This window comes from Streptomyces sp. NPDC054841 (assembly GCF_053611045.1).
Genome location: NZ_JBSGZO010000254.1, coordinates 1 through 12,258, shown reverse-complemented (window position 1 = coordinate 12,258; position 12,258 = coordinate 1). Strand labels below are relative to the sequence as shown.

Here is a 12,258-nt window from a genome sequence, read left to right as displayed (position 1 = left end):
ACAAACCGAACACCACAACCAAACAGACACCCACCCCCGCCACCACAAGGGGGCCCGGGCAGCCCACCAACCAACCGGCCGCCCGGGCCCCCTACTGAGGTTGAATTCGTGATGCCGTCCTGGCTCAGGGATTGATGGACAGGCCGGTTTCGGTGAGGCAGCCGTCCATGAGGTCGCTGCCGTACTGGATGTGGCGTAAGCCCCGCCGAATGCGCCGGATGAGGTGCCCGGGGGCGGTGAAGGGCGACGTTGAACAGCCAGCCGCGCCGCAGCAGGGACCAGACGCCTTCGACGGGGTTGAGGCCGGATGCGCAGGGCGGCAGGCAGTAGACGGTCAGCCAGCCCCATGAAGCGGCGAACGCCCTCAGGCCTGTGGCCCTGTGGACGCTGAGGTCGTCCCACACGAAGACGATCAGACCGCCAAGTTACTGATGCACGGCGACACGCAGGTCGCGAAAGTCACGCCAGGAGAAACTCTCGCGTCCGCCGCGCCGCCCGCCGCCTGGGCGGGGCCCGCAGACCAGCCGGGATCTGCGTCCGGGTTCGTCACAGGTCAAAGCGGCGATCGAGACCCGTCCGCAGGAACCGCCGCCGACCCGCACAACCGGTGTACGGCCACGGCGGAACCGGCGGCAACGGCGGAATCTGCGCCGGAATCTGCAACCAAAGCGCCAACGGCGGCAACGGCGGCAACAACTAACACCCCACCACACAACGCCACCACCACCAAAACAACAAACCACCCACCAACCACACCCACAAAACCACCCCGCATACACACCAAACAGCAACTAGAAACCCGCTCCCCACCCCTAAGAAGTCGTCTCAGTTGGCCAAGTGGCGGTCACAGCAGTCAGCAGCGGTGCCGGTCTCAAGTCACGTCTTTGCGCGGGGTGCGATCTTCTTGTAGAAGCACACGCGGTCCTGCCCAGGGCCGTCGTAGTCGCTGTGCACGGGCAGGCCATCGATCTCACGATCGCCCTCTTCGAGGTCAAAGCCCATGGCCCGGTGAAACGCGATGGACCCGGTGTTTGCGGGCGAGGTGATCGCACGCACTTCCTCGCGGCCTGCCTCGGCGGCGCGTTGAAGGAACGCCGTGTAAAGCCTGCGGGCCACGCCTTGTCCACGTAGCCTCGGGTCTACCCCCACGAAGTGGATGTACGCCTCATCCTCGTTGTCGGCGGAGTGGAAGCCGACCAGGAACGCTTTGATCCCGGTGTCATCCTCCAGCACCAGGCTGGTGCTGGAGAAGAACTGCAAGAACAGCTTCGGCAGCAGCAAGGACAACTCGCGGGCCTGGTCAGGGGTGCGTGAGTCATGCCACCACTCCTGCACGCACTCCACGATCGTGCGGTGGTCGGAGACGAGAGCCTGGCGCACGCCTGGCATTCCCTTTCCCTTTCGAATCTGTCTCATCGTGTCAGGTTGCGATAGCCGATCATTGCGCAGGCGATGCCGACGAAGGCGAGGAAGTGGTCAGCGCGATGCTCGTAGCGGCGGTGCAGGCGACGGAAGCCGTTCAGCCAGGTCACGGTGCGCTCGACTACCCACCGGTGCCGACCCAGCCGCTGGGAGGACTCGATGACTTTGCGGGCGATGCGGGGTGCGATGTTCCGGGAACGGAGCCATCTGCGCAGGTGGTCGTAGTCGTAGCCTTTGTCCGCGTGCAGCTTGGCCGGCCTGCGGCGACGCGGTCCACGGCGGGAACGGATCGGCGGTATCCCTCGCACGAGGGGTTCAAGTCCCTGGCTGTCGTGGGTGTTCGCGCCGGAGACCCAGGCAGAGAGCGGCAGGCCGTTCCGGTCGGTCAGCAGGTGGATCTTCGATCCCTTCTTGCCGCGATCGGTCGGATTCGGTCCCGTCAGATGCCCCCCTTTGAGGGCAGGACGCTGACCGAGTCGATCGCGCACCGCGACCAGTCCAGATCGCCTTCAGCACCGAGCTGGTCCAGGACGACACGGTGGAGTTTGGCCCACACCCGCGCGGCCGTCCAGTCGGTGAAGCGGCGATGCACCGTCTGCCAGGATGCACCGAAGACCGGCGGCAGCTGCCGCCAGGTGCAGCCCGAGGTCGCCACGAACAAGATCGCGGCAAGTACAGCGCGGTCGTCGGCGCGACGCCGGCCCCCGCCCTGAGGCCGTACCGGTGGCTCGGGCGCCACCGTCTGGAACAGCTACCACAGCCCGTCCGGTACCAAACGCTCGACTATCCCCATATCCGGAACAACGAACGATCACCAATCAAGACATCTTCCAAAGCAGCCACACACAACAAGCCCCCCACACACACAACAACAACACACGAACACCAGCCCCACCTCCAGCACACCCACAAACCAACCCTCACAACAAGGCAAGAACGGCGTCGATCGCGGACCGGATCGTTTCGTCCTGGAGGATCGCCCGGTAGTCACGGTACGTCGACAGCCGCTGGTCGAATCCCCGCACCGTACGCAGGGCCGCCCGCGCCACCAGGGAAACAGTGACGATCCGGGCAAGGGCCCGCAGCGCGTAGAGCAAACTCCCGTAGGTGTCCCCGCCTTCGGCGACGGGAAGGAGGTACTCCTCCAAAACCGGCACGCACGGCCCCGGTTCACCCGTGATCGGCCAGAACGCAACCGCCGCCCACGGCCGCAGCCAGGCGTCGCCGTGCTCCATGAGCTGCCGTACCCGGTCCGCGTAGGGCGCGGCCGCCGGGCCGAAGTCACCCGGGAGGTGGACGGCATAGGACGCATGTTCCTCCGCCAGCACTGCCCCGCCGATCAACCGCAGCGCCGCGTCGCGGTCGCCGCCGAGGGGGCAGGTCAGCGCGCCGCCCTTACCGTCCTCACGGAGCAGTTGCCGAACGGCTGGCAACAGGACCTCCGCGTGGGCTCGCAGTGGGGCCAGCACGTCCTCGACCTCCGGCAGATGCGGGTCACCCAGGCAGTATCCGCGCCCGTACTGGTCCCGGTATGGCGCGTACAGCCGCTCGACCAGCTCCGGCAGGGCGCGCCGGTCACCCGTGCGGGTCAGCGCCCAGCGGGCGTGGTCGCCCACAGTGCCCTTGAGAAACTCGTCCTCGCCCAAGTCGCCGAGGAGCGCGGCGAGCTCGTCGGCGTACGGAGCCGCCCGTGCACCCAGCGCCGCGAGCAGGTGGGCCGCCCGGTACCGTACGCCGTCGTCCGGGTCGGCGAGCAGTGCGCCCGCGCGCGGCAGCAGCGCGGATGCCGCAGACGGCATCACCACCAGCAGCCGCCACCCCTCGTCCAGCGCGGCCCGGCACAGCAGGGTGTCCCCGGTCCGGCGCGCGGCGTCGACGAGCCGGACGACGAAGGACAGTGCCGTCTGCGGCGCGTCCTTGAACAGGCAGGCCGTCCAGGAGAGAACGTCCTCGCGGGTGAGGGGACCGTCGACGTCCGGCACGTACCAGAGCGCCTCGAACTGCGGACGTACGGCCGGGTCGGACAAGATCTCGACCAGCCGTCCAGCTCACGGACCGGCGCCCGGGGGTCGAACGCGGCCCAGGCGTGGACGGCCGCGACCCGCATGACGGGATTACCGGTCCGCAGCACCTCCGTCACGACCCCTCGCACCCGCTCCACCGCCCCGGCTTCGCCCGAGCCGGCCGCGGCGGTTCCGAGCGCGAGCAGCACGGGCAGCCGCACCGTCAGGTCAGTCTCGGCATGCCACCGCTCCAGCAGCACGCCGACGCCTTCCGCGAGAGGCAGGGCCTCTCTTCGCACCTCGGGCACCGATTCGGCTGGGCTGAGCAAGACGTGGTTCTCGGTGCCTCCCGGGGTCCCGGAGTACTGCCCCTGCACCCCGGCCGAGGTGGTGCCCTTTTCAGGAAACCTGTCTCATCGGTGATCAGGACACCGTCATCCTCACCGAGCCGTTCGGCGACGTATGCCTGGACGTCGTCGCGGACCTCGTCCGCGGCCCACCGGACACGGTGACAGCAGCAGGTCGAGCCGCTGGCGCATGTCGCATAGCCGCAGGTCAGAAGCTCCTCCGTTGCTTTTGGCGAGTGCTGCTGGGACCCCTGGGAGGGTGCGTCGAAGATGTCAGGCTGCCGAGCCCGCCACAGTTCGGGAGACCGGCTTGATGTGGGCAAAGGTGCTCCGGGCGTTCCAGGTGGGGAAGGCTCGTACGAGCCACGAGGGACCATGGAGTTGGATGCGGCGGTCGCGGGTGGCTTCGACCCAGGTGAGCCGGCCTGCGTGCCATTTCACAAAGGCTTCCGCTTCCGCCGTGATGTAGAGGTCCTCGTCGAGGCCGGGGTACGTCTTGCAGATCTCGGTGTCTCCGTGCTCGATCAGCAGCCAGAACCGCTCGCGGCGCCGGCTGCCGGTGAACTCGAAGCGGATGACGACGCGTCGGTCCGGGAGGCGGTCTCGGCGGAGCGCGTTGCACATCGACCACAGAGCCACAAAGGGATCGAGGTGCTCGGGGGCGATCTCGAGCCAGCGGGCACCCCACTCGCCAAGCGACACGCAGACTGTGAAGAGGTCGTGACCCGCGGGCGTGAGCTGGTAGTGGCGCCCGCGTCCGTCGGGCTTGGGTGCCGACTCGACGATGGCGAGCCGTTCCAGTTGCCTGAGCCGCTGCGACAGCAGGGTGCGGGAGAGGCCGGGCGCGCCCTCCAGGATCTCACCGAAGCTTCCGCAGCCCAGGTACAGGTTGCGGATGATCAGTGGCGTCCAGCGCTCGGCGAAGATCTCGGCGCCACGAGCGATGGGGCAGTACTGGCCGTACGTCCGCACGACGCCAGTGTCACACCCCCGCCTTCGGCTGTGAAGTCCAGATTGTTGACTTCACGGCCGCGGTCCACGGTGGTGCGATGGGACCGTCGAGAGGGGAGGACCGAGGACGCTACCGACCAGCGAGCAAGTGGGCCACCTGAGCGAGGAGGCATCCGCGATGGAGATCGACGGGTTCCGGGGCCAGCTGATCACCGCTGACCACGCCGACTACGACACCGCCCGAGCCGTGTGGAACGGGGCCGTCGACCGGCGCCCCCGGCTGATCGCCCGATGCAGCGGAACGGCCGACGTGGCCGCGGCCGTGTGCTTCGCCCGCAACCACGACCTGGAGATCGCCGTACGGGGCGGGGGCCACAACGTGGCCGGCACCGCGGTGTGCGACGACGGGATCGTCATCGACCTCTCGGCGCTGCGGGCCGTGTGGGTCGACCCCGTAGGCCGCACGGCTCGGGTGCAGGGTGGTGCGTTGTGGGGCGACGTCGACCACGAGACGCAGGCCCACGGTCTGGCGACCACCGGCGGCATCGTGGGCCACACCGGTGTCGCCGGGCTCACCCTCGGCGGTGGCATCGGCTTCCTCATGCGCAAACACGGGCTCACCGTCGACAACCTTCTGGCCGCCGAGGTGGTCACCCCCGAGGGCTGCATCGTCCGGGCGTCCGCCGACGAACACCCCGATCTGTTCTGGGCGCTGCGAGGTGGCGGGGGCAACTTCGGTGTCGTCACCTCGTTCACGTTCGCTCTGCACCCCGTCGGCCCGACCGTGATGGCCGGCCCCGTCTTCTGGGCGGCCGACGACACCATCGAGGTGCTGCGCTTCTACCGGGGCTTCGCTGCCGCAGCGGCTGACGAGCTCGGCAGCGTGGTCAGGCTCGGCACCGTCCCCCCGCTGCCGATCATCCCTGAGGACCTGCACTGGCGGCCTGCCATCGCCGTCGCCTGCTGCTACGCCGGCGCCGTCGAAGACGGCGAGCGTGCGGTGCGGGCCCTCCGCCGGCTCGGGGCGCCGCTCGTGGACCTGATCGCACCCACCCCGTACGTCGCCCACCAGTGCGCCCTCGACGACACCGTCCTCCACGGGTGGCACTACTACTGGAAGTCCACGAACCTCGCCGGTCTCTCCGACGACGCCATCGCCGTCATCGCCGATCACGCCTACGCCGCCGGCTCGCCCCGGTCGTACTCGGCGGTGTTCCACATGGGTGGCGCCGTCGCCCGAGTCCCCCACGACGCCACCGCCTACGCCGGTCGCGACCTGACCCACAACATCATCATCGACGGCGTGTGGCTCCCTGGCGAGTCCGGCGACCACGCTGCTGCCGAGACCGCTTGGGCGCGGCGGTTCCTCCAGGCTCTCCAACCTCACCGCGCTGTCGGCGTCTACGTCAACTTCCTTGATTCCGACGACGACACCAGCCGCGTTCGAGAGGCCTACGGCGATCACATCTACCGGCGGCTCGCCGAGGTCAAGGCCAAGTACGACCCCGACAACGTCTTCCACCACAACAAGAACATCCGCCCCGGTTGAGAGCGCCCGAAGGCGCGCTCGGGGTCTTCCTGGGCACGGAGGCACTGCGCTTCCTCGATGAGCCTGCGTACCTCGTCAGCCGCGTCCATGCGCAGCAGTCCACCCCGCCCGATGGGAGGCCGTACCGGTCACCCGTGGGCAGTTGTCCGGCCCCGAACCGGGCTGTGGCGCGGCGCCCGGGCCGCCGACCGGGCGCCATCCCGGACCACGGGGCGGCATCAAGCATCCACGGCGCCGAAGACCTCGCCATCCGTGGAGCAGTGGTCCCGGACCACGCAGCGAAATGAGCGGCAGTGCACAAGTGGCGCGTCGCTGCCCCCGTGATCAGAACCAGGGTCAGCGCAGGACAAGCAGGATCAGGACGGACCGCATCTCCCGAAGCCCGCAGGTGAGTGAGGACCGCTGTCCTGCGGGCCAACCGCGACGCTCAGCCGGGCCAATCCAACCGCTGAGGGGCTTCCCAATGGAATGGAGAAGTCAACCTCGATCCGGCTCGTCAGCGGATCTGGCCCGGTCCGCTCGGCGTCCTGATCTGTTCTGCTTCGTCGTCGCTCATTGCCGTGTAGATGGTCACGATCTCCAGGGAGTCGTCCATGTTGAAGGCTTCGAGCGAGATCCGGCTGATGAAACAGCCGGCGAGCGAGGCGAACGACCGCGGTGCCTGACCAGGCATGAAGAGTTGTTTCGTTTCTCCTGAACGACTGTTCCGCCCGGTCCGGTGATCGCTGGGCTGCGGCTGTGGTGAGGCTCGGTGACGGTGCGGCTATCAAGTGCCCACGATCCGTACACAGGCTCGGGGCTGCTTTCCGGCTACCAGGAAAGTCTCTCCTCACGGTACGGCTGCGGATCCGTGACCCAGCCAGCAGCCAGGACGAGATGGGAAAGGCGGTGCACGGCGAGGAAGCCGAAGGGGCGATGGAAGGTCGCGTACACCTCGGTGGTGACGTACTTCTCCTCAGGAAGCCGGGCGCTGCCTGCCGCCGCCTCCAGTGCGGTCACCACTGCGGCTTTGAAGCCCTTGTCGGTGAAGGCGGCGATCGCAGCCTGTTTGGCGGAGCTGATCGCCGTCGGTCGGTCGCTGATGCCGGGGAAGTGCCCTGCGGACCGGTCGGTCGCCGAGCGCAGTCCGAAGAGGTCGGCGTGGTCCATCAGGTCGTGCTCGGCAAAGATGTCGAAGGCAACGGTGTTGACATGGAGCTTCGGCGGGGCGGGGCGGAAGTGGCGCACCTCGCGCACGGTCACGCCAGGCCCAGCCGTTCCGTAAGGGAGTTGGTCGCCCGGCACGATCTGGTGCCGCCCGGCAAGGATGTCGACGCCCGCCTTCAGTACCTGGCCCGCGGACATGCCCGCCTCACCGAGGAGCAGATGCACGTCAATGCCAGAGGTGCCCACCACTCTGAGGTCGGTGACCTGGCCGGCAGGGGTGTCCGCCACGCCGACGCGATCGAGCAGTGAGGTGGTTCGGTGCAGTCCGGCAAGCTCCCGGCCTTCCCACGGGCCCGATCGGGGGCAGGCAAAGTCGGCAGTGAAGGGTCGTATCCACTCCGTCTCCAGGACGAGCGCGCTCGCCAGCACCAACTCGGTGTCCCTGCTCAGGGCGACCGGCATCTGATTGATCTGCCCGCCGGTCCGCTCGGCCGCCCATGCGTCGAGCGCCTTCTGATCGGACCTGAGCCACCCGGTCAGGTTTCGGTGGGCGTGTGGCGGCAGCCCCGCGGCCCATTCATTGCGTACCTTCAGCTTCCGGCTGGTCCACAGGCCCAGTGCCGCGTCCACTCCGCGGAGTCCGTCGAGTGCGACGAGGAACTGGCGTGCCGCGTGTGCAGCCTGCTCCGCGGGCAGTCCGACAACCTCCGCCAACTGGTCTCGCGTCGAGTTGCTCGCGCCGTCGGCAAGGAAGGCGAGCAGCGGCCACACTCCGGCGGCGGAGAGAACCGTGCCGCTCACTGCCGTCTCCGCCCAGCGTGCCGTCAGTCCGTTGACCGCGTGGACCGTCTGGTCAACTGCCTGAATGATCGGATTCGTTACGCGCACTCCGCCCCCGTTCGCACCGTGCTTCGCAACAGACCCTAGTGCTGTGCCTGCGAGGCACAGCCGGCGCCGTGCGCGTCCGCGGACCGGTCGCTTCAAATCGGGGTGCGTACCGCTTGCGTAAGCAGCCGGCACAGCGGAACATCTGACGCTTGAGCATCTCGATCCGGTTGACGTCAAACGGGCCACAAGGCGGGACCGGCCCGTATCGGGCCGGTGCTGAGCCTGCCCGCCTCGGCCGTGCAGCGGCTCCTCCCCCGACGACGGCCGGCCCCTGGCTCCCACGCCCCTGGGCGTCGACGGCCACCGAGAACCCCGCTGACCTCACCCGCAGTTGCGGCCTGCGCATACGCACCAGCGCATATCCGCCACCGACGGGTCTTGAGTCGCTCACTCCGGCAGGGAGTCCCGGAGGCCTCGACGGTGCTCGCGGGCCTCTGGCTTGCGAGCCGGTCTTGCGACAGCCGCCCGCCGAGCCCGTGCCCCTGGCAGTACGTGAACACGCCGTCCCCGAACCCCGGATACGCGCGTGCGAAGGAACACTCCGTCGTGGCGGACGGCCGCACTGCCGCCTACCGGCCTGTTGGGGGCCGGTAGCCGCCGCATCCCTGATGCGGTGATCGCACCCGGGTTACGGCCCTGCGCGCGAGGGACTGCGCAGAGGACCGGGGCCACAGGAAGGGCACTCAGCCGACGGCGCCCGGGAGCCGGGCGATGACGCCGGACAGGTCGGTGCCCGCAGGGAGCGTGCCGAAGGCCAGCCCGCGGTCGCCGGCGAGCCGTGAGGTGCAGAAGGCATCGGCCACCGGAGCCGGGGCGTGGCGCACGAGCAGGGAGCCCTGCAGCACCAGAGCCATGCGTTCGACCAGGCGGCGGGAGCGAAGTGCCGCGTCGTCGGTGAGCGTCAGTTCGCCCCTCAGCTGCCGCCAGGCGTCGTCCAGCCGGGAGTCCGCGCCGGCAGCGGCTTCGATCTCGGCACGGAAGGCGTCCAGCGAGTCGGGTTCACGGGTCAGGGCGCGCAGGACATCGAGCGCGTTGACATTGCCCGAGCCCTCCCAGATGCCGTTGAGCGGGGCCTCGCGGTACAGCCGGGGCATACCCGACGCCTCGTCATAGCCGTTGCCGCCGAGGCACTCCAGGGCTTCGGCGACCGCTGTGGGCTGCCTCTTGCACACCCAGTACTTGCCGACCGCCGTGGCCAGCCTCAGGAACGCCCGCTCCTGCGCATCGCCGCGCTGCGCCCGGTCGGCCGCTCCCGCGACCCGGAGGGCGAGGGTGGTCGCCGCTTCGGATTCGAGCGCCAGGTCGGCGATCACGTTGCGCATCAGCGGCTGGTCGATCAGCTTGGCGCCGAACACGGAGCGGTGGCGGACATGGTGGGCGGCCTGCGCCAGTGCGGTGCGGATGCCGGCCGCGGAGCCCAGGATGCAGTCGAGGCGGGTCATCGTGACCATGTCGATGATGGTCCGCACCCCGTGCCCCTCCGGGCCGACCAGCCAGGCGACGGTGTCGTCGAACTCGGGCTCGCTGCTGGCGTTGCTGCGGTTGCCGAGCTTGTCCTTGAGCCGCTGGATACGGAACGTGTTGCGGCTGCCGTCCGGGAGCACCCGGGGCACCAGGAAGCAGGACAGCCCGCCCGGGGCCTGCGCCAGGACCAGGAACAGGTCGTTCATCGGGGCGCTGGTGAACCACTTGTGGCCGCGCAGCCGCCAGGTGCCGTCCTGGTGTTCGGTGGCGGTGGTGGTGTTGGCGCGTACATCGGTGCCGCCCTGCTTCTCCGTCATGCCCATGCCTGCGAGCAGTCCGCGCTTGCTCGCGGGCGCGCGCAGACCTGGGTCGTACACGCGGCTGGTCAGCAACGGCTCGTACGCCGCCGCCAGTTCCGGTGCGGAGCGCAGGGCGGGGACGACCGCGTAGGTCATGGACACGGGGCAACCGTGGCCCTGTTCGGCCGAGCTCCACACCATGAAGCCCGCCGCGCGCGCCACGTGTACGCCAGGCCTGTCGTCGGCCCAGGGCGCGCCGCCGAGCCCCTCGCGGATGGCCACGTCCATCAGCGCGTGGTAGGAGGGGTGAAAGTCCACCTCGTCGATCCGGTTGCCGTATCGGTCGTGGGTGCGCAGCTCCGGCTCGTGGCGGTTGGCCTCCTCGGCCCAGCGCTGGACCTCCTCCGATCCGGCCAGGCGGCCGACGCGGTGCAGGTCGTCGACGTACCACTCGGCGCCCTCGCGCCGCACTCCCTCCAGCAGCACGGGGTCGTCGGCGACGTCGTGGCCGACCAGCGGCGGGGCCTGGTTGGTCACGTCATGCGTGCGCGCGCTGGGGTTGCTGCGCGGTGCGGCGTCCGCGGCTGCGGTCCCGTCTGCGCTTGCGCTTGCGGCTGCGTCTGCTTTTGCGGTCACGTCCGCCGTGGCGGTCACGTCTGCGGTTGCGGTCATCGGAGTCCTTGGAGTCGTAGGAGTTCAGTCGGCGGGCGTGGCGCCCGCGCAGCGCAGGGACATCGCCACCAGTTCGGTGATCAGGTGGTCGGCGGCGGCGCCCTCGGCGGGAGCCGACAGCGGGTCCACCAGCACCTCGCCGATGGCGCCGGTCAGTGCAGCGGCTGTGACCTCGGGGTCCTGGTCGGGGAGCAGCCCGGCGCCGATGCCCTCGCGGATCACCTCCGCGAACACTTCGCGGTACCGGCGCCGGAACCGCAGCCGCTCCTGGCCCACCGCCGGCTCGGCCGGGGCTGCGAGCAATGCGTAGGCCAGGCCACGGGACTCCATGGCGCGGCGCGCGAACACGTCGACTCCGAGCGCGAGCCGCTCGACCGGGTCACCGCTGCCCTCGCGGAGTACGTCCCTGAGCACCTCGACCTCCCGCCCGGACGCGCGGCGGAAGACCTCCACGGCCAGCGCCCCCTTGGAGGCGAAGTGCTGGTAGACCGAGCCGACCGAGATCCCGGCCGCGGCGGCGACCGCGGTGACGGAGGCATTGGCCCAGCCCACGTCGGCGACCACGGCAGTGGCCTGTTCGACCAGATGCTCCCTGGCGGCGGCCAGGCGATCCTGCACTGCGGGCGTCTTGCGGTAGGCCATGCAAACAAGTGAACCACCATTCAGAACTTCGCACCAGCCTCCGCGCGCCCTGACCGCAACCCCCGGACCCTCCGGACCCCCGCACCCCCGCACCCCCGCACCCCCGCACCCCCGCACCCCCCGGACTGCGCCCGGGCGACCGGCTCGCGGTCATGACGTACAACACCCCCGCATTCCTTCTCGCCGCCTTCGGTGCCTGGCATGCCGGAGCCACCCTCGTGCCCATCAACCACAACCTCCAGACCGTCGAGGTCGAGCAGCTGCTGCACCATTGCGACGCCCGGGTGGCCCTTGTGGACGAGGCCATCGGGGCTCGCGCAACCGAGGCCGCGCCGAACGTGCGATGGCTGATCAGCCGGCCGGACGAAGCGCTGGGCGAGGGGACGTCGGAGTCGCTCGAAGCACTGGGCGGCGAGACCTCGGCGTCGTTCGAAGCCCTGCTCGAGCGGGCCGAGGAATGGTCCGGCGCCCCCGCTCCGGACTGCGACATCGGCCAGATCCTCTACACCTCCGGCACTTCCGGCCGGCCGAAGGGCTGCGTGCACACCCACCGCGGCATCGCGCTGGCCGCCACCTACACGTCGATGACCATCCCACTGCGCCGCGACGACCGCTTCCTGATCTGTATGTCGATCTGGCACGCCTCACCACTGAACAACTGGGCCATGGGCACCATGTTCATGGGCGGTACGGTGGTGCTCCAGCGCGAGTGCGAGCCGCGCACCATGCTGGAGATCATCCAGAAGGAGCGGGCCACCCCGGTGTTGCGTCTCTGTGGCCGGTCGGTGAAAGTCGGCCCGGGGCGCGGTTCCGGCCTTTCGGCCAGCCCGTTTCCCCGGACCGCTTCCCGAACCCGGCGGGCACCTCTCAATGCA

Annotated in this window: 9 protein-coding genes and 3 pseudogenes; 2 read left to right on the top strand and 10 right to left on the bottom strand. The window is 69.4% G+C overall.

Annotated features, from left to right (window positions below; all coding sequences use genetic code 11):
- Nucleotides 1-124: 124 nt before the first annotated feature.
- The 6 genes and pseudogenes from ACWGI8_RS27930 to ACWGI8_RS27905 all read right to left on the bottom strand — a co-directional run.
- Nucleotides 125-623, bottom strand: a pseudogene (locus tag ACWGI8_RS27930) (transposase); the annotation flags it as partial.
- Between the two features lie 253 nt (nt 624-876).
- Complete coding sequence (locus ACWGI8_RS27925) at nt 877-1,389, bottom strand: N-acetyltransferase family protein (RefSeq protein WP_453664987.1); 513 nt, start codon at nt 1,387-1,389, stop codon at nt 877-879.
- A gap of 23 nt (nt 1,390-1,412) precedes the next feature.
- Nucleotides 1,413-2,173 (bottom strand): IS5 family transposase gene (locus ACWGI8_RS27920; protein ID WP_453664985.1). Its coding sequence is split into 2 segments (ribosomal slippage): nt 1,413-1,885 and nt 1,885-2,173, totalling 762 coding nucleotides; the frame shifts between segments, so codons are not numbered across the junction.
- 169 nt (nt 2,174-2,342) lie between these two features.
- Entirely contained in the window at nt 2,343-3,449 is a 1,107-nt protein-coding gene (locus ACWGI8_RS27915; protein WP_453664988.1) for a hypothetical protein, read from the bottom strand.
- A gap of 311 nt (nt 3,450-3,760) precedes the next feature.
- Nucleotides 3,761-3,927, bottom strand: a pseudogene (locus ACWGI8_RS27910) (transposase); the annotation flags it as partial.
- A 118-nt stretch (nt 3,928-4,045) separates the two neighbouring features.
- Nucleotides 4,046-4,744: a winged helix-turn-helix transcriptional regulator gene (locus ACWGI8_RS27905; protein WP_453664983.1), complete on the bottom strand. Its 699-nt coding sequence runs from the start codon at nt 4,742-4,744 to the stop codon at nt 4,046-4,048.
- 157 nt (nt 4,745-4,901) lie between these two features.
- Between ACWGI8_RS27905 and ACWGI8_RS27900 the strand changes: the two genes are divergently transcribed.
- The gene (locus ACWGI8_RS27900) at nt 4,902-6,272 is read left to right on the top strand and encodes an FAD-binding oxidoreductase (protein WP_453664981.1); all 1,371 of its coding nucleotides are present in this window, start codon (nt 4,902-4,904) and stop codon (nt 6,270-6,272) included.
- A 496-nt stretch (nt 6,273-6,768) separates the two neighbouring features.
- Here the strand turns inward: ACWGI8_RS27900 and ACWGI8_RS27895 are convergent, their stop codons facing one another.
- From ACWGI8_RS27895 to ACWGI8_RS27880, 4 genes are all read right to left on the bottom strand, one after another.
- Nucleotides 6,769-6,945: a hypothetical protein gene (locus tag ACWGI8_RS27895; RefSeq protein WP_453664979.1), complete on the bottom strand. Its 177-nt coding sequence runs from the start codon at nt 6,943-6,945 to the stop codon at nt 6,769-6,771.
- 137 nt (nt 6,946-7,082) lie between these two features.
- The gene (locus tag ACWGI8_RS27890) at nt 7,083-8,219 is read right to left on the bottom strand and encodes a serpin family protein (protein WP_453664978.1); all 1,137 of its coding nucleotides are present in this window, start codon (nt 8,217-8,219) and stop codon (nt 7,083-7,085) included.
- A gap of 770 nt (nt 8,220-8,989) precedes the next feature.
- Nucleotides 8,990-10,741, bottom strand: coding sequence for an acyl-CoA dehydrogenase family protein (locus ACWGI8_RS27885; RefSeq protein ID WP_453664976.1), 1,752 nt, complete (start codon nt 10,739-10,741; stop codon nt 8,990-8,992).
- A 24-nt stretch (nt 10,742-10,765) separates the two neighbouring features.
- The gene (locus ACWGI8_RS27880) at nt 10,766-11,383 is read right to left on the bottom strand and encodes a TetR/AcrR family transcriptional regulator (protein ID WP_453664974.1); all 618 of its coding nucleotides are present in this window, start codon (nt 11,381-11,383) and stop codon (nt 10,766-10,768) included.
- A gap of 122 nt (nt 11,384-11,505) precedes the next feature.
- Between ACWGI8_RS27880 and ACWGI8_RS27875 the strand changes: the two are divergent.
- Nucleotides 11,506-12,141, top strand: a pseudogene (locus ACWGI8_RS27875) (AMP-binding protein); the annotation flags it as partial.
- Nucleotides 12,142-12,258: the final 117 nt, after the last annotated feature.